The sequence below is a fragment of the Rhizobacter sp. AJA081-3 genome (assembly GCF_017795745.1).
Lineage (GTDB): Bacteria > Pseudomonadota > Gammaproteobacteria > Burkholderiales > Burkholderiaceae_C > Piscinibacter.
This window is the reverse complement of the sequence record NZ_CP059067.1, coordinates 1561719-1577823: the sequence shown is the minus strand read 5'-3', so window position 1 is coordinate 1577823 and position 16105 is coordinate 1561719. Positions and strand designations below refer to the sequence as shown.

At 70.3% G+C, this 16105-nt stretch carries 15 protein-coding genes; 9 read left to right on the top strand and 6 right to left on the bottom strand.

Annotated elements, in window-relative coordinates; all coding sequences use genetic code 11:
* Position 1 precedes the first annotated feature (1 nt).
* Positions 2-577, top strand: a complete 576-nt coding sequence (locus tag HZ992_RS07505; protein ID WP_245213388.1) for a DUF924 family protein — start codon at positions 2-4, stop codon at positions 575-577.
* Between the two features lie 13 nt (positions 578-590).
* Here the strand turns inward: HZ992_RS07505 and HZ992_RS07500 are convergent, their stop codons facing one another.
* Positions 591-2333: a long-chain fatty acid--CoA ligase gene (locus tag HZ992_RS07500; protein WP_245213387.1), complete on the bottom strand. Its 1743-nt coding sequence runs from the start codon at positions 2331-2333 to the stop codon at positions 591-593.
* Positions 2334-2483: 150 nt separating this feature from the next.
* Between HZ992_RS07500 and HZ992_RS07495 the strand changes: the two genes are divergently transcribed.
* Positions 2484-2918, top strand: a complete 435-nt coding sequence (locus HZ992_RS07495) for a 3'-5' exonuclease family protein (protein WP_209386042.1) — start codon at positions 2484-2486, stop codon at positions 2916-2918.
* Here the strand turns inward: HZ992_RS07495 and HZ992_RS07490 are convergent.
* Both HZ992_RS07490 and HZ992_RS07485 read right to left on the bottom strand, forming a co-directional pair.
* Positions 2915-4015: a hypothetical protein gene (locus HZ992_RS07490; RefSeq protein WP_209386041.1), complete on the bottom strand. Its 1101-nt coding sequence runs from the start codon at positions 4013-4015 to the stop codon at positions 2915-2917. The genes HZ992_RS07495 and HZ992_RS07490 overlap by 4 nt on opposite strands.
* 84 nt (positions 4016-4099) lie before the next feature.
* Positions 4100-6025 carry an ATP-binding protein gene (locus HZ992_RS07485; protein WP_209386040.1) on the bottom strand — a complete coding sequence of 642 codons (1926 nt, stop codon included), beginning with the start codon at positions 6023-6025 and terminating at the stop codon, positions 4100-4102.
* A 155-nt stretch (positions 6026-6180) separates the two neighbouring features.
* Between HZ992_RS07485 and HZ992_RS07480 the strand changes: the two genes are divergently transcribed.
* Entirely contained in the window at positions 6181-6492 is a 312-nt protein-coding gene (locus HZ992_RS07480) for a pyrimidine/purine nucleoside phosphorylase (RefSeq protein WP_209386039.1), read from the top strand.
* Between the two features lie 545 nt (positions 6493-7037).
* On the opposite strand, the gene HZ992_RS07475 is transcribed toward HZ992_RS07480, so the two are convergent.
* Together HZ992_RS07475 and murB are read right to left on the bottom strand one after the other, a co-directional pair.
* Positions 7038-7712 carry a glycine-rich domain-containing protein gene (locus tag HZ992_RS07475; RefSeq protein WP_245213386.1) on the bottom strand — a complete coding sequence of 225 codons (675 nt, stop codon included), beginning with the start codon at positions 7710-7712 and terminating at the stop codon, positions 7038-7040.
* An 85-nt stretch (positions 7713-7797) separates the two neighbouring features.
* Entirely contained in the window at positions 7798-8814 is a 1017-nt protein-coding gene (gene murB, locus HZ992_RS07470) for a UDP-N-acetylmuramate dehydrogenase (RefSeq protein WP_209386037.1), read from the bottom strand.
* A 14-nt stretch (positions 8815-8828) separates the two neighbouring features.
* On the opposite strand from murB, the gene HZ992_RS07465 reads away from it, so the two are divergent.
* The 4 genes from HZ992_RS07465 to HZ992_RS07450 are packed head-to-tail and all read left to right on the top strand — an operon-like array spanning position 8829 to position 12499.
* Complete coding sequence (locus tag HZ992_RS07465; protein WP_209386036.1) at positions 8829-9317, top strand: YajQ family cyclic di-GMP-binding protein; 489 nt, start codon at positions 8829-8831, stop codon at positions 9315-9317.
* Between the two features lie 2 nt (positions 9318-9319).
* A complete protein-coding gene (locus HZ992_RS07460) occupies positions 9320-9955 on the top strand; it encodes a retropepsin-like aspartic protease family protein (protein ID WP_209386035.1) in 636 nt (211 codons plus the stop codon).
* Positions 9955-11715 (top strand): glycoside hydrolase family 13 protein, encoded by a 1761-nt coding sequence (locus HZ992_RS07455; protein WP_209386034.1) that lies wholly within the window; start codon positions 9955-9957, stop codon positions 11713-11715. The genes HZ992_RS07460 and HZ992_RS07455 overlap by 1 nt, the downstream gene beginning before the upstream one ends.
* 58 nt (positions 11716-11773) lie before the next feature.
* Positions 11774-12499, top strand: coding sequence for a hypothetical protein (locus HZ992_RS07450; RefSeq protein WP_209386033.1), 726 nt, complete (start codon positions 11774-11776; stop codon positions 12497-12499).
* Here the strand turns inward: HZ992_RS07450 and HZ992_RS07445 are convergent.
* On the bottom strand, positions 12496-13677 hold the full coding sequence (locus HZ992_RS07445) for an MFS transporter (protein ID WP_209386032.1): 1182 nt from the start codon (positions 13675-13677) through the stop codon (positions 12496-12498). The two genes, HZ992_RS07450 and HZ992_RS07445, sit on opposite strands and share 4 nt — an antisense overlap.
* Before the next feature lie 105 nt (positions 13678-13782).
* Between HZ992_RS07445 and HZ992_RS07440 the strand changes: the two genes are divergently transcribed.
* Together HZ992_RS07440 and HZ992_RS07435 are read left to right on the top strand one after the other, a co-directional pair.
* Positions 13783-14964, top strand: coding sequence for an acyl-CoA dehydrogenase family protein (locus tag HZ992_RS07440; protein WP_209386031.1), 1182 nt, complete (start codon positions 13783-13785; stop codon positions 14962-14964).
* A 1-nt stretch (position 14965) separates the two neighbouring features.
* Positions 14966-16099 carry an acyl-CoA dehydrogenase family protein gene (locus HZ992_RS07435; protein ID WP_209386030.1) on the top strand — a complete coding sequence of 378 codons (1134 nt, stop codon included), beginning with the start codon at positions 14966-14968 and terminating at the stop codon, positions 16097-16099.
* Positions 16100-16105: the final 6 nt, after the last annotated feature.

Sequence of the window (16105 nt, the reverse complement as noted above, 5' to 3'; positions counted from 1 at the left end):
CATGAACCAAGACGCTCAGGCCGTTCTCGACTTCTGGTTCGGTGCGCCGGGCTCGCCCGAGCACGGCATCGACCGCCCCGAGTGGTTCCGCAAGGATGCCGCCTTCGACGCCCGCATCCGCGAGCGTTTCGGCACGCTGATCGGCGCGGTGCTCGGCGGCGCGCGCTTCGGCGCGGCCCCGCAGGAGACGCTGGCGGCAATCGTCGTGCTCGACCAGTTCACCCGCAACGTGCACCGCGACACGCCACTGGCCTTTGCCGGTGACGCGCAGTCGCTCGGGCTCGCGCAAGCGATGACGGCGCGCGGCGCCGACCACGGCCTGCCCGTTCTGCAGCGCAGCTTCGTCTACCTGCCCTTCGAGCATGCCGAGGACCTGGCGCTGCAGGAGCGCTCGGTGCGCTGCTTCGAGGCCCTGGCCGCGGGTTCGCCCGCGATGCGCGACCGGCTCGACTACGCCATCAAGCACCGCGACGTGATCCGCCGTTTCGGCCGCTTCCCGCACCGCAATCAGATCCTCGGCCGCGCGAGCACGCCCGAAGAGGTCGCCTTCCTGGCGGAGCCCGGCTCGCGCTTCTAGGCTCGGTCCGTGATCAGGCCTTGGCGGTCTTGTCGGCCTCGCGGTCCTGCAGCAGCCGCCACATCACCTTGCCCGCGCCCGACTTGGGCAGGCTGTCGACGAACTCGACGAGCTTGGGCACCTTGTAGGCGGCCATGTGCTCGCGCGACCAGCCGATGATGTCTTCGGCGCGGGTCTTGCCCTTCGCCTCGGCACGCAGCACGACGACGGCCTTGACGGTCTCGCCGCGGTACTCGTCGCGTGCGCTGATGATGCAGGCCTCCTGCACGGCCGGGTGCTTGTACAGCAGCATCTCCACCTCGGCCGGCCAGATCTTGAAGCCGCTGGCGTTGATCATCCGCTTGAGCCGGTCGGTGAGGAAGAAGTAGCCTTCTTCGTCGATGCGGCCGAGGTCGCCAGTGCGGAAGAACAGGCGGCCCGAATCGTCGCCGGGCAGCGCCACGAAGGCGGCCTTCGTGGCATCGGGGTGGCGCCAGTAGCCCTTGAAGACCATCGGCCCGAAGGTGACGATCTCGCCCACCTCGCCCACCGGCATCTCCTCGAGCGTGAGCGGATCCACCACGCGCGAGTCGACGCCGAAGATCGGGATGCCCAGGCATTGCAGCTTGGCGCGCTCGGGCGGGTTGGCGTGGCTGGGCGCGGCCGTCTCGGTCAAGCCGTAGCCTTCGGCGAAGGTCAGGCCGAACTCGTCGATCAGCCGCTGTGCCACCGCCTGCGGCATCGCCGCGCCGCCGCCGCTGAGGTTGCGCAAGGACGAGAGGTCGAAGCTCTTGTAGTTCGGGCTGCCGAACAGGTCGATGATCATCGTCGGGATGCAGGTCCAGTGCGTCACCCCGTGGCCGGCGATCAGGCGCGCGGCGAGCTCGCGGTCCCAGCGCGGCAGGATCACCGTGGTCGCACCGGCGTACACCGCGCCGAGCACGCTGTAGATCATGCCGGTGATGTGGAACATCGGCACCACGCCGAGGCCGACCGACTCCGGCCCGGTGTGCCCCCATTGCCCGCCCACGGCGTTGTGCATCAGCGTGCGATGGGTATGGATGCAGCCCTTGGGCAGCCCGGTGGTGCCCGAGGTGTAGGGCAGCAGCGCCATGTCGTCGGGCACGGCGGTGTGCGGGCCTGGCACGAGGCGCTGTGCCAGCGCGTCAGTCCAGCGCGTCCAGGCCGGCCCGCCTTCGGGCAGCGGCGGGTCGGTGCGCAGCCACTGCTCGGTGGCGGCGTTGGGCGCTTCGTCCGCGGCGATCGGACCAGCGGGCAGCGCGTCGAGGTAACGCGTCACCAGCACGTCGCTCAGGCGCTGCGCCTCGGGCAGGGCCGCATTGGCCTGGGCCACGATGCCGGCCAGATCGGCGCTGCAGACCACCACACGCGCGCCCGGGTCGACGATGTAATGGCCGAACTCCTCGGCGCGGTTCATCGGGTTGACCGGCACCACCACGGCGTCGGCGCGCAGGATGCCGTACAGCGCGGCCACGTACTGCGGGCAGTTCTGCATGAACAGCGACACGCGGTCACCCTTCTTCACGCCGCGCGACTGCAGCCAGCCGGCGATGGCCTCGGCCTGGGCATGGAGCTCGCGGTAAGTCAGCGGGCGGCCGAAGAACAGGTAGGCCGGCTTGTCGGGGTAGCGCCGGGCCGACACCTCCAGGTTGAACCACAGCGAGGTTTCCGGCGCGACGACGGCGCGCGGCAGGCGGCGCGGCCAGATGCGATGGTGCGGGCGCGGCGGCAGCGCGGTGGAGGATTCGGACGGCACGGAGGCCTCCTGTCTGGCGGCCGCAGGTGTCGGCCGAGTCGGCCTCGGGTATACCGCAGCAGCCCGGCAGCGCACAGACGCGAAAGCCCGGGGAGCGGTTGTCGCCGGCGGGACAGGCCCCTCGGCCCGGCACTTGCATGGCCCCGCCGCATGGCCACCAGCTTCCGCCCCATCGCCGACGTTCCCGCCTTCCTGGACATCGGCTCAGCTTCATCATGGACGCACTGGGACGCCTCGGCGCAGGCGCTGCACGGCATCACCCGCGAGACGGCGCTGCGCCACGGCCGGCCGGTGGCCGAGGTGGCCCGCGAGCTCAACCAACGGCTGCACGGCCGCACCCTGCATTGCGACGGCTGGGCGCATGACTACGCCTGGCTGAATCTGCTGTTCGATGCCGCCGGCGGCACACCGGCGTTCCGCCTCGAACACCTGCGCAGCGCCCTGGACGAGCAGGACGCGCAGGCCTGGCAGCCGACACGCGAGCGCATCGGCGCACTGCAGCCCCAGGAGCGGCACCGTGCCAGCAGCGACGCCCGTCAGCTGCAGCTGACCTGGCTGGCCTTGCGCGGGACGTCCAGGCGCTAGGGGGTCAAGGGTCCGTGCGCCGTCAGCGCGGCGCGCAGGCCGCTGCAGTAGGCCACGTCCAGTGCCCAGGCCTCGGCCGCAGTCTGCCGATGGGCCCGGGCCTCGACTTCCCGGCCCAGAAGGTCGGCCAGTTCGGCCAGGGAGTCGTGCACCACGGCGCGCGAGTAGTCATCGAACTCACCGCTCAGGTCGATTTCGGCGAGCCGTCCGGTGCGCGCGGCCGCCTCGAGCTGCCCGCAATGGGCCAGGCACACCGCATGGTCGGCGCGCGCGATGGTGGCTTCCCAGGTCATGCCTGCGCGCACCGCAGGCTCCACGGTGCGCGCGAAGATGTCCAGCGCCTGCTCGAACTGGCGGCTCAGGCACAGCATCTCGCCCAGCCGCAGGTTGGACTGCAGGCCGGTGTCGTCGATCGTCAGTGCCGAGGCGAGCTGCTGGGCGCTGCCCAGGCCGGCCAGCGCCTGTTTCAGCTGTTCGCCGTCGAGCCGGCCGGCCGCCCGGGCGCGGCGGACCTGCTGGGCCTGCGCCAGCGTCATGTAGCGGTGCACCGCAGCCACCAGCTGCTCGTCGTGCTCGGCACGTGCCAGGCTGCTCGCGCGCCGGTAGTGGCGCACGGCATCGTCGATCAGGTCGGCCTCGTGATACAGCGTGGCGGCCACGTAGAGGCCGCGCGCCGCCGCCAGCGGACGTTGCGCCGTCCCCAGGGCCACCGCCTGGCGCAGGTGCGGCAGCACTTCGTTCGGATCGTGGTGCAAGGTGCCGCGCACGCAACCCAGCCAGGCTTCGCATTCCGCTTCGAGACCGGCGTCGCCGAGCATGATGGCGGCATCGCGGGCCTCCTGCACGGGTTCGAGCGCGCTGCCGATCTGCGCGCCGTAGTAGCGCGCCACGCCGCGCGCCAGGGCCAGTTCGGCGGCAGCGCGCCGATCGGCACTCGCGGCCACGGCTGCCTCTGCGTCGCTCAGGGCTTCGGGCACGTCGTCGATGCGCCAGTGGCGCGCCAGCAGCAGCACGCGCTGTGCCAGCAGCCGCGCGCGCTCGGTCGCGGCCTGGGTGCTGGCAATGGCGTGCTGGTTGCGTTGCAGGAGGCGGTGCATGGGGTTCGCCGGTGACGCGGGCGCAGTATGCATGAGGCAACGGGCCGGTTCAGCGCCTAGCGGTAACAGGCCTTGCCGGCCGCATCAGCCGCGCGCCTGGCGAGCCCGGCGCACCCAGTGCGCCAGCACGCGCACCAGGCGCTCGGGGTCGATAGGCTTGGAAAGAAAGTCGTTCATGCCCTGGCGCATGGCGTTCTCGCGCTCTGACACCAGCACGTCGGCAGTCAATGCGATCACCGGCAGCAGCATCGCGCCATGCGTGCGTCGGATCGCGATCGTGGCGTCGATGCCGCCGAGCACCGGCATCTGCAGGTCCATGAGGACCGCGTCGAAGGGCTCGCCCGCCGCCGTGGCCGCGGCAACCGCCTCCACCGCCAGCGCACCGTTGCCGGTGGTGACAACCTGTGCGCCCCAGTGGGCCAGCGTGGCCTCGGCCACCAGCGTGTTGACTGGGTGATCCTCGACCAGCAGGATGCGCGCGCCCGCCAGGGCATCGACCGGCGCGAAGCGCGTGGCCTGCGCCACCGGCGGCGCACTCGAGGCGCGAAGCGGCAGGTCGGCCCAGAAGCGGCTGCCCTCGCCCGGTGTACTGAGCATGCCCACGCCCCCGCCCATCAGCACGGCGAGCTGCCTGCAGATGCTCAGGCCGAGGCCGGTCCCGCCGTAGCGGCGCGTGGTCGAGGCATCGGCCTGCGAGAACGGGTGGAACAGGCGAGTCTGCAGCGCCAGTGCGATGCCCGGGCCGTTGTCGCTCACCTCGATGCGCGTGCCCCCGTCCGCACGCCGTAGCGCTCGCACCTCGATGGCGCCACGCTCGGTGAACTTCAGCGCATTGCTCAGGTAGTTGGCGACGATCTGGCGCAGCCGCATCGGGTCGCCGTTCACCCAGCGGGGAACGCCGGCGCCCAGCTCGAAGCGAAAGCCCAGCCCCTTGGCTGCGGCAAGCTCCGTGTAGGCGTCGCGCACGCTGCCCAGCAGTTGGTGGAGGTCGAAGTCGACCTGCTCGAGCGTCAATCGGCCGGCTTCGATCTTCGACAGGTCGAGGATGTCGGAAATCAGCCCGGCCAGCGCCTGGGCACTGTCGTCGATGTGCTCGAGGTACTCGCGCAGCTTGCCCGGCGCCAACGCCGGGTCCTGGGCCAGGCGCACCAGGCCGAGCAGTCCGTTGAGCGGCGTGCGGATCTCGTGGCTGGTGTTGGCGAGGAACTCGCTCTTCGCGCGGCTGGCCGATTCGGCCTGGTCGCGCGCCTCGGCCAGCGCGTCGGCGCTGCGGCGGCGCTCAGTGATGTCGTCGATGATCCAGATCGTGCCGACGCTGCCCGGGCGACGCGGATCGATGGCACGTGCCCGCACGCTGGCCCAGAACGCCTGGCCATCGCGGCGGACCATCTCGAACTCCCCCTCGAAGGCCGCGCCGGACTGCAGCAGCGGCCCGGCCAGCCGGCCGATCTCGGCATAGGCATCGTCGCTGGGCCAGACAGCGCGGCCGGATTGCCCGACCAGCGAACCGGCCGGCCAGCCCAGGATCTCCTCGAAGCGCGGGTTGACGTGCTGGAAGCGCCGCTCCTGCGTGAAGGCGATGCCCACCGAGGCGTTCTCCAGGATCGCCTCGTACTGCAGGTCGCGGTGCCGGGTGCCGGACACGTCGCGCACCGTGCCGAGGATGCAGCGTCGACCCGCGTGCTCGAAAAGCGAGGCGTTGATCGACACCGGCACCGGCCCGCGGCCGCGGAAGTTCAGCGTCGCCACGTAGTCCTTGAGCCGGCCACGCGCCTCCAGCAGGGTGAGGTAGGCGCGACGTTCGGTCTCGTCGGTCCACAGGCCCGATTCGGGCACGGTCAGGCCGTCCAGTTCACCTGGTGCGCAGCCGATCATGCGCTCGAACTGCGGGTTGAGCATCAGCATGCGGCCGGTGCCGAACTCGGCCACGACGGTCGGATCCGGGCTCGCCTCGAACAGGCGATGAAACATCGCGTCGAGCGGCAGGGCGGGGGTGGATATGGCGAGCATGGGCGGATATGGGTTGCCGATTACAACGCGCCCCCATCAACCCGGATGCAGCCACGCCGCGCGCCGCCGCGCAAAGCGTGAGCTAATGCCTGCCGCTCACAGACCCTCACAACGGTGCGCTAGCATCCGCGCTCCTCCGATACCCTCCGCCTGCCATGACCGACAGCCTGAACGCCAAAGTGCGCACCCGTGCGAATGTCTATTTCGACGGAAAGTGCATCTCGCACAGCCTCGAACTGGCCGACGGCAGCAAGAAGAGCGTCGGCGTGATCCTGCCTTCGTCGCTGCGCTTCAACACCGGCGCGCCGGAGCGCATGGAGCTGGTCGAGGGCGAGTGCCGCGTCAAGCTGCCCGGCAGCGCCGACTGGGCGATGTTCCGCGGCGGCCAGTCCTTCGACGTGCCGGGTCAGTCGGCCTTCGACATCGAGGTGACGCAGACGCTGCACTACGTCTGCCACTTCCTCTGAACCAACTCTGGTTCGACGAGGCGCGCTCGCACGGATTGGCGCTCGGAGACCTAGGCAAAGACTGATCCGCGGCGGCCGCAATCGGCCCTTTGCGGTCTTCGGGGGTCTGCTTTGCGTGCGACGGGCATGGTCGCAGGTCGACGGCGGTACCCGCGTTCTCCGGCCCACGCTCGCGGGCGGCCACTGCGAGCCGCAACCGCGGCCGCATCAACACCTGGTTTGCCATGCCCTCGCCAGGGCGACCGCGAATGGGGCCTGCGCCCGCGGGCACCACCGCCGCCCTGCCGGCATCAGCGGTGGCCTGCCGTCATGAGGGCCTCAGTGCTTGTGGGGCAGGTGGTTCGGGTGTGCGATCGCAGGCCCCATTCGCGGTCGCCCAGGCGGTGGCAGGACGAAGTTGGTGTTGAGGAGGCATGCGAGGCGAGTCTCGGTGGTCGCCCGCGAGCGTGGGCCGGAGAGCGCATACCCGGACCGCCTGCCCGCGCGCCCATCATTGCGGACCTTCGTGAATGTCTGCAACGGGCCGCAAGGCGCCGCTTGCCAGATCAGTCGCCCCCGCCGCCGCAGCCTCCGCCGCCGTCACCCCCGCCATCCCCGCCGCAGGACGACCCGCACGACGAGCCGCAGCCGAAGCCGGCCGCGCAGTGCGTGCCGCCGCGGTCTGCGCCGAGCAATGCGCAGTCCGCCACGTAGCGGTAGCCCCCGGCAATGGCCAGTGCCGCGTCGAGCGCGAACAGGGTCGGCAGGCGGTCCGGCTTGCGCGGGTCAATGCCTTCGTCGCGGCAGCTCCAGACCCAGGCGCGGCGCAGGCCCTGGAAGTTCTTGTCACCGCGCTTCGGGTCGGCCGCCAGCGCCTCGGCCGGCGTGTGGTGCAGCATGCGTCCGAACGCCTTGCGGCAGAAGTTCTCGTAGGCGCGGGTGTGCAGGATGAACTCGTGCCACATCGCGTCGACCACCTTCGAGGGCATCGCCACGAAGCGCCCCCTGGCCATCGCGCTGGCCAGGAAGAACTGGCGCAGGCCGCGCTCGACCTCAGCGACATCGCGATCGCCGAGCTGCGGGTACTGAGCTCGCAGCTTGTCGCGCAGGTAGGCCGGCAGCGGGTGGCTGCGCACCGCCCGGCGGGCCGCAGCGCGGCGCCAGGCCAGCCAGGCGATCACCAGCGCCGACAGCGCCAACCCCACCACGATCAAGTTCACAGCACTCGTCTTCATCGTCATCGTCATCTCCCTTCTTGTTGTTGTCGTCTTCTTCTTGTTGACGATGACTTTGAGACGGGACGATGACGGTTTCGTGACGGTGTGGTCAGACGACCACAGGCTCCGGTTCGAGGCGGATGCCGAAGCGGCCGTAGACGCTTTCCTGGATGGCGCGGGCCAGCGTCATCACCTCGGAGCCGATGGCCCCGCCGCGGTTGACCAGCACCAGTGCCTGGCGCTCGTAGACCGCCGCCTGGCCGACCGACTTTCCCTTCCAGCCGCAGGCGTCGATCATCCAGCCGGCGGCCAGCTTCACGCTGCCATCGGGCATCGGGTAGTGCACGATCTCCGGGTCGCGGCCGATGATGTCGCGGCACTGTTCCGGCGTGACCACCGGGTTCTTGAAGAAGCTGCCGGCGTTGCCGATCACCGCCGGATCGGGCAGCTTGGCGCGGCGGATCGCGCAGACCCAGTCGAAGATCTGCTGCGCCGAGGGCGCGGCCACGCCGGTCTCGCGCATCTTGCGCTCGATGTCCAGGTAGCCCAGCAACGGCTGCCAGGGCCGCGGCAGGCGAAAACGCACGCGCGTGATCAGCGTGCGGCCGGCCAGCGAATGCTTGAAGACGCTGTCGCGGTAGCCGAAGGCGCAGATCTCGGCGCCGAGCGTGACGCTGCGGCCGGTGACCAGGTCCACCGCGTCGAGCGACTCGAAGCGGTCCTTCAGCTCCAGCCCATAGGCACCGATGTTCTGCACCGGCGAGGCGCCCACGGTTCCCGGGATCAGTGCCAGGTTCTCCAGGCCCGGCAGGCCCTGGGCGAGCGTCCAGGCAACCAGGTCGTGCCAACCCTCGCCGGCGCCGGCCTCGACGATCCAGGCGTCGGCGCGCTCGTCGACGAGACGAAGGCCGCGCACCTCGACCTTGAGCACGACCTGCGGCATGTCGCGCGTCAGGATGATGTTGCTGCCGCCGCCGAGGATGAACTTGGCGGCGCGGCCGAGATCCGGATGGTCGACGACCCGGCGCACATCGGCGTCGCCGGCGATGCGCACCAGTTGTTGCGCCACCGCAGGCAATCCGAACGTATTGAACGGCTTCAGACTCACGCCCGACTCGATTTGCATGCGAGAATTTTCCCATGCCCAGCTTCGACACCGTCATCGAGCCGAATCTCGTGGAAGTCCGCAATGCCGTGGACCAGACCTCCAAGGAAATCGGCACCCGCTTCGACTTCAAGGGCTCCTCGGCTGCCGTGGAACTCGGCGACGAGGAGATCACGCTGTTCGCCGACAGCGATTTCCAGATCGCCCAGGTGCGCGACATCCTCGTGGCCAAGCTGACCAAGCGCAGCGTGGACGTGCGCTTCATCGACAGCAGCGCCAAGATCGAGAAGATCGGCGGCGACAAGGTCAAGCAGCTTCTCGTCGTCAAGAGCGGCGTCGACACCGAGACGGCCAAGAAGATCCAGACCGCCATCAAGCAGAGCAAGATGAAGGTGCAGGCCGCGATCCAGGGCGACACGGTGCGCGTCACCGGAGCCAAGCGCGACGACCTGCAGGCGGCGATGCAGCTGATCCGCCAGACGGTGCCGGACTCGCCGGTCTCCTTCAACAACTTCCGGGATTGACCATGCGTGCGGCCCTGGCAGTGACGATCGCCTTGCTGTCGAGCGCGGCGATGTCGCAGAGCGTGTCGATGAGCGGCAGCCTGGGCGACAAGGCGCTGCTGCTGATCGACGGCGCGCCGCGCACCGTGGCCGTGGGCACCACGGTCTCTGGCGTGAAGGTGATCCGGGTGACCGGCAGCGAAACGGTGGTCGAGGTCGGCGGCAAGCGCCAGACGCTCCAACTGGGCGGCGCGCAGGTCAACCTCGGCGGCGCGGCCAGTGCCGGCGGCGGCACGCAGATCGTGCTGGCGGCCGGCCCGGGCGGCCACTTCGTCACCGGCGGCAGCATCAATGGCCGCGCCGTGCGCTTCGTGGTCGACACGGGCGCCACTTTTATTGGCATCGGCGAGGCCGAGGCCCGCCGCATCGGTCTGGACTATTCGCGCGGCCAGCGCGGCCTGATCAACACCGCCAACGGCCAGGTGATCTCGCACCGCGTCTCGCTCGGCGAGGTGCGTGTGGGCGACGTGACGGTCTACAACGTCGATGCCGTCGTCGTGCCGGCGGGCATGGACATGATCCTGCTGGGCAACAGCTTCCTGACGCGCTTCCAGATGAAGCGTGATTCCGACGTCCTGGTGCTCGACAAGAGGCCCTGATGGAGGGGTTCACGCCCGAATGGGCACGGCATGCGGTCTGGTACCAGATCCTGCCGGAGCGTTTTGCGAACGGCCAGCGCAGCGATGACCCCACGCCGGCCAGCCTCGACGGTTCGAAGCACGCCGGCGCCTTGCCCGACGGCTGGCGGCCGCACCCGTGGACGAGCGACTGGTACGCGCTGCAGCCCTGGGAGGCGGCTTCCGGCAAGCCGCTGATGGCGAACCTGGCCGACCGCCGCTACGGAGGCGACCTCGCCGGCATCCTGCAGCACCTGCCCTACCTGCAGCAACTGGGCGTCAACGCGATCTACCTGAACCCGGTGTTCGACGCGCCCTCGCACCACAAGTACGACGCCTCGACACTGCACCACGTCGACGTGCACCTCGGCCCCGACCCCGACGGCGACCGCGCACTGATGGCGCGCGAGGTCGGCGACGACCCGTCCACCTGGGTCTGGACGGCGGCCGACCGGCAGCTGCTCGAACTCATCGCCGCCGTGCACGCACGCGGCATGCGGATCATCCTCGACGGCGTGTTCAACCACGTCGGCCGGCGCCACTGGGCCTTCCGCGACCTGAGCGAGAAGCAGCGTGCGTCGCGCTTCGCGGGCTGGTTCAAGGTGAGCTCCTTCGCCGACGAGCCCGGCGGCTTCCAGTACGAGAGCTGGCGCGGACACGCCTCGCTGCCCGAGTTCCGCCAGGTGGGCGACGACCTGGCGCCCGGCCCGCGTGCGTACATCGAGGCGGTCACGCGGCGCTGGATGGCGCCGGGCGGCGATGTGTCGCGGGGCATCGACGGCTGGCGGCTGGACGTCGCGCCGTGGCTGCCGCACGGCTTCTGGAAGCACTGGCGACGCACGGTGAAGTCGATCAAGCCCGACGCCTACCTGGTGGCCGAGAACATCCGCGACGTCGCCTTCAACGCCCCTTTCCTCGAAGGCGACGAGTTCGACGCGGTGATGAACTACAACTTCGCCTTCGCCTGCGACGAGTTCTTCTTCCGCGACACGACGCGCATCACCGCGAGCCGCTTCGACGCGCTGCTGCGCGAACTGCGCGAGGCCTACCCGGCCTGCGTGGCGCCGGTGATGCAGAACCTGTTCGGCAGCCACGACACGGCGCGGCTGGCCTCGCACGCGATGAACCGCGACCGGCTCGACTACCGCGCCTTCGACGAGACCTACCACCCGCGCGACTCGCGCGCGCCGACGCTCGACACACGGCGCCCGGACGACCACGCGCGTGCGCTGCAGCGCCTGTTCGTGCTGTTCCAGATGACGTACCTCGGCGCGCCGATGGTCTACTACGGCGACGAGGCCGGCATGTGGGGCGCCAACGATCCCTGCTGCCGCAAGCCGATGGTCTGGCCCGATCAGAAGTACGACGCGGAATCGGCCGATCCGGCCGGCGGCCTGCGCGCGCAGGCGCAGCCGGTGGCTTTCGACGACGGGCTTTGCGCGCACTACCGGCGTTGCATCGCGTTGCGCCACGAGTTGCCGGTGCTTCGGACCGGCTCAGTCCGGACCCTGCTCGCCGATGACAGCCACCAGGTGCTCGCCCACGAGCGCCGCGCCGGTGAGGCGCTGGCGATCGTCGCGATCAACCGCAGCGATGCAGTCCGGACCGTCGCCCTGCCGTGCCCCGGCGGTGGCGGCTGGCAGGATCGCCTGAACGGCGGCACGGTGCTGCAGGCGCGCGAAGGCCGGCTGACCCTGGCCCTGCCGTCGCTGTGGGGCGCCGTGCTCGTGCCCGTGCCCTGACGCCCGATTGTGTCGGCGCAATCGGGTGCGCGCCGGACCGTGAGCCAATGCTGCCAGGATGAAGATCTGGCTTCGGACGCTCTTGCTGCTCGTGGCGCTGGCCACCGGCTGCGCCGGACCGCAGGCCCCGCGCGGCGTTGACGCAGGGGCGATCGACTTCCAGGCGCGCAATGGTCCTGTCGAGGTGTTCGTCGACGGCCCCGGAAGCAAGGCCCGCGGTGCGCGCAGCGGCGCCGCTGCCGGGGCTGGCGTGGGTGTGCTGCTCGGCGGCATGCTGTGCCTGGCCGCTGGGCCGCTCGCTGTACTCTGCGCCGGGCCTGCGCTCGGTGTCGCGGCCGTGAGCACGGCCACCGGCGCCGTGGTCGGCGCCGTGACGGCGGAGAGCGCCGCCGAGATGCAGGCCAAGCAGGCCTTCCTGGCCGACGTCCTGGCCAGCCAGCCGTTCGCCGAGCAACTCGCGGCACGTCTGCGCGAGGATGCCCGTGGCGATGCCGCCGCGGCGCCCGCAGCGGCGTGGCAAGCCGAGGTTCGGCTGGTCGAACTGGCCACCGTGGGCAGCGGCCAGGACCGGCCGTTCCGGCTGCGGCTGGTGGGGCGACTCGAACTGCGCGCCGCCAGCGGCGGCGAGCCGCTGCTCTTCAAGGATTACGAGGTCCTCGCACGTGCTTCCCGGCGCATCGAAGACTGGCGCAGCGACAACGGCGCATCGCTGCGAGCCACGCTGGGAGAGTCCGTGGATGCCCTGGCCGCACAGATGCTGGCCGACTTCAAGGCGGCGCACTAACGAGCGGGTGGCCGCGCCAGCGCGAAGGCCACCACCGCCACCGCGCCGAGCGCTGCCAGGCCGAGCAGCAGTTCGCGATAGCCGGGCAGCGCGAGCAGCAGCCAGGCGGTGGCCAGCGGTGCCGCGGCGCGCGACAGCAGCGCGATCGCGCTCATGGCACCGCTGATGCGGCCGACATGCTCGCGGCCGAAGTACTCCGGCACGAGGCTGCCCCGCACGATGGTCACCAGGCCGTTGGCCAGGCCGAAGAGCAGCGCGAAGAGCAGCAGCGCGACCGTGCCGTCGGCCAGCGCGAAGATGGTCAGCGAAGCCGGCAGTCCGCCGAGCACGACCAGGCCGAGCGCACGCGACGACACCCAGCGCCCGAAGGCGAGATAGGCCAAACGCCCGGCCACCTGCGCCGGGCCGAACCACACCACCACCGCCAGCGCCCGCGCATCGGCCAGGCCCTTCGACGCCAGCGCCGGCATGATGTGCGCCCACAGCGCCGCAGCGGCGAAGGAGTAGAGCGTGAAGGTCGCAGTGAGCAGCCAGAACGAAGGTTCGCGCAGCGCCTCGTGCAGCGTGGCGTCGTCGGCCGCATCGTGGGCGCGCGGCGGCATGTCCTGCGTCGGCGTGCCGCGCAGCGCCCAGGCGTGCAGCGGCGCCACCACGAGCAGCAGAACCAGTCCGATCACGGCCAGCGCGCCGCGCCAGTCGAACAGCGCGAGCAGCCAGGCCACGGCCGGGAAGGACAAGGTGCTGGCGAAGCCGCCGACCAGCGTCAGCGAGGTGATGCCCTCGCGGTACTGCGCGGGGAAGCGCTTGGTCAGCACGTTGAAGGCCGGCTCATACAGCGTCATCGCCATCGAGGCGCCGAGCAGGACCCAGGCGGCATAGAGCAGCGGCAGCGAGTCGGCACGCGACCAGACGAGGAAGCCGAAGCCCGCGAGCGCTGCGCCCAGCGTCATCACCGCGCGGCCGCGGCCGTGGTCGATGGCGGCTCCGGCGGCGTAGGTGGCCGCGCCCCACATGCCCAGGCCGACGGTGAAGGCGCCCATCATGTCGGGCTTGCTCCAGCCCATCGCGCGCTGCATGGGCAGCACGAAGGACGAGAATCCGTAGTACAGCGCCGCCCAGCAGAGCAACTGGCCTGCCGCGAGGGCCGCGACGGTGGCGCGAAAGCTCGGTGGGTTCACTGGAGCGATTATTCCCGCCGGCCTTGTCACGGCAGGGACAAGGCAAAAAGGCACGATCGTGCTAAAACCGTCGGTGGCCCGCGGGCCCTCAATGGAGACCGAGACATGGACCTGAATTTCACGCCCGAGGAACAAGCCTTCCGGGCCGAGATCCGCGCCTGGGTGGCGGCCAACCTGCCCAAGGACATCAGCAACAAGGTGCACAACGCCCTGCACCTGAGCAAGGAAGACATGCAGCGCTGGGCGAAGATCCTGGGGGCAAAGGGCTGGCACGGCTGGGCCTGGCCGAAGCAGTTCGGCGGCCCCGGCTGGAACGTCATCCAGCGCCACCTGTTCGAGGAAGAGTGCGCACTGGCCGGCGCGCCGCGCGTCGTGCCCTTCGGCCCGGTGATGGTGGCGCCAGTGATCATGGCCTTCGGCTCGCCCGAGCAGCAGGCGCGCCACCTGCCCGGCATCATGAGCGGCGAGGTGTGGTGGAGCCAGGGCTACAGCGAGCCGGGCTCGGGCTCCGACCTCGCCTCGCTGAAGTGCAAAGCCGAGCGGCGTGGCGACTACTACATCGTCAACGGCCAGAAGACCTGGACCACGCTCGGCCAGTACGGCGACTGGATCTTCTGCCTCGTGCGCACCAGCAGCGAGGGCAAGCCGCAGACTGGCATCAGCTTCCTGCTCATCGACATGAAGAGCCCGGGCATCACCGTGCGGCCGATCATCATGCTCGACGGTGGCCACGAGGTGAACGAGGTCTGGTTCGACAACGTCGAGGTGCCGGCCGACAACCTGGTCGGCGAGGAGAACAAGGGCTGGACCTACGCCAAGCACCTGCTCGCCCACGAGCGAACCAACATCGCCGACGTGAACCGCGCCAAGCGCGAGCTCGAGCGCGTCAAGCGCATCGCCAAGGCCGAGGGCGTCTATGAAGATGGCCGCTTCCGCGACGAGATCGCCAAGCTTGAAGTCGACATCGTCGCACTCGAGATGATGGTGCTGCGCGTGCTCTCCGCCGAGAAGAGCGGCAAGCAGTCGCTCGACGTGGCCGGCCTGCTGAAGATCCGCGGCAGCGAGATCCAGCAGCGCTACAGCGAGCTGATGATGCTGGCCGCCGGACCCTACGCCCTGCCCTTCGTGAAGGAGGCGATGGAAGCCGGCTGGCAGGGCGACCAGGTCGGCGCCGCGCACTGCGCGCCGCTGGCCGCGACCTACTTCAACATGCGCAAGACGACGATCTACGGTGGGTCCAACGAGGTCCAGCGCAACATCGTCTCCGCCACCGTGCTCGGGAGCTGACATGGACTTCGACTTCTCCGACGACCAGGAATCGCTGCGCGACGCGGTGCGACGCTGGGTCGACAAGGGCTTCTCCTTCGAGCGCCGCCACGGCATCGCCAAGTCCTGTGGCCGCACCCGCGAGGTCTACGCCGAGCTGGCCGAGCTGGGCCTGACCGGCCTGGCCGTGCCCGAGGCGAACGGCGGCATGGGCTTCGGCGCGATCGAGGCGATGGTGGTCTGCGAGGAACTCGGCCGCGGCCTCGTCAACGCGCCCTACGCGCAGGGCGCACTGGTCGCGCCGGTGCTGCTGTCGGCCGCGCCGGCCGAGGTGCAGGCGACCTGGCTGCCGAAGATTGCCGACGCCTCCGCGCTGGTGGTGCTCGCGCATCAGGAACGCGCCGCCCGCTACCGCCTGAATCACGTCACCACGAAGGCGACGAAGTCCGGCAGCGGCTGGACGCTGAGCGGCGCGAAGAGCGTCGTGCCGGCCGGCGACGAGGCCGATGCCTTCGTCGTGCCGGCGCGCACCGCCGGCGCCGACGGCGACGCGCAGGGCATCGCGCTGTTCATCGTGGCCAAGGGCACGGCGGGCCTGGCCGTGCGCGGCTACCCGACGCAGGACGGCGCGCGCGCCGCCGAGCTGACGCTGAAGGACACCCCGGCCACGCTGATCGCCACCGACGCGCTGCCGGTGCTCGAGCATGCGGTGGACGCCGGCATCGCCGCGGTCTGCGCCGAAGGCGTGGGCGTGATGGACAAGCTGGTCGCCGTCACGGCCGAGTACATGAACACGCGCAAGCAGTTCGGCGTTGCGATCTCCACGTTCCAGGCCCTGCGCCACCGCATGGCCGACGTGAAGATGCAGCTCGAGCTCGGCCGCTCGATGAGCTACTACGCCAGCCTGAAGATGGCCGAGCCGGCCGCCGCGCGCCGCCGCGCGCTGGCGCAGGCCAAGTACCAGCTGTGCAACTCGGTGCGCTACGTGGGCCAGCAGTGCATCCAGCTGCACGGTGGCATCGGCGTGACCGACGAGTACATCGGCAGCCACTACTTCAAGCGCCTGACCATGATCGAGATGGCCTTCGGCGACAGCCTGCACCAGCTCGGCGAGGTGTCCGCGCGCATGCAGGACACGGCGGGGGTGTTTGCCTGAGGGTGG

Bases quoted from the DNA above. Each gene is read 5' to 3' on its own strand.
- HZ992_RS07485 (WP_209386040.1), bottom strand. From the start codon at position 6,025: ATGCTCGCCATATCCACCCCCGCCCTGCCGCTCGACGCGATGTTTCAT.
- HZ992_RS07480 (WP_209386039.1), top strand. From the start codon at position 6,181: ATGACCGACAGCCTGAACGCCAAAGTGCGCACCCGTGCGAATGTCTAT.
- HZ992_RS07450 (WP_209386033.1), top strand. From the start codon at position 11,774: ATGAAGATCTGGCTTCGGACGCTCTTGCTGCTCGTGGCGCTGGCCACC.
- HZ992_RS07495 (WP_209386042.1), top strand. From the start codon at position 2,484: ATGGCCACCAGCTTCCGCCCCATCGCCGACGTTCCCGCCTTCCTGGAC.
- HZ992_RS07465 (WP_209386036.1), top strand. From the start codon at position 8,829: ATGCCCAGCTTCGACACCGTCATCGAGCCGAATCTCGTGGAAGTCCGC.
- HZ992_RS07475 (WP_245213386.1), bottom strand. From the start codon at position 7,712: ATGACGATGAAGACGAGTGCTGTGAACTTGATCGTGGTGGGGTTGGCG.
- HZ992_RS07440 (WP_209386031.1), top strand. From the start codon at position 13,783: ATGGACCTGAATTTCACGCCCGAGGAACAAGCCTTCCGGGCCGAGATC.
- murB (WP_209386037.1), bottom strand. From the start codon at position 8,814: ATGCAAATCGAGTCGGGCGTGAGTCTGAAGCCGTTCAATACGTTCGGA.
- HZ992_RS07435 (WP_209386030.1), top strand. From the start codon at position 14,966: ATGGACTTCGACTTCTCCGACGACCAGGAATCGCTGCGCGACGCGGTG.
- HZ992_RS07455 (WP_209386034.1), top strand. From the start codon at position 9,955: ATGGAGGGGTTCACGCCCGAATGGGCACGGCATGCGGTCTGGTACCAG.
- HZ992_RS07490 (WP_209386041.1), bottom strand. From the start codon at position 4,015: ATGCACCGCCTCCTGCAACGCAACCAGCACGCCATTGCCAGCACCCAG.
- HZ992_RS07460 (WP_209386035.1), top strand. From the start codon at position 9,320: ATGCGTGCGGCCCTGGCAGTGACGATCGCCTTGCTGTCGAGCGCGGCG.
- HZ992_RS07505 (WP_245213388.1), top strand. From the start codon at position 2: ATGAACCAAGACGCTCAGGCCGTTCTCGACTTCTGGTTCGGTGCGCCG.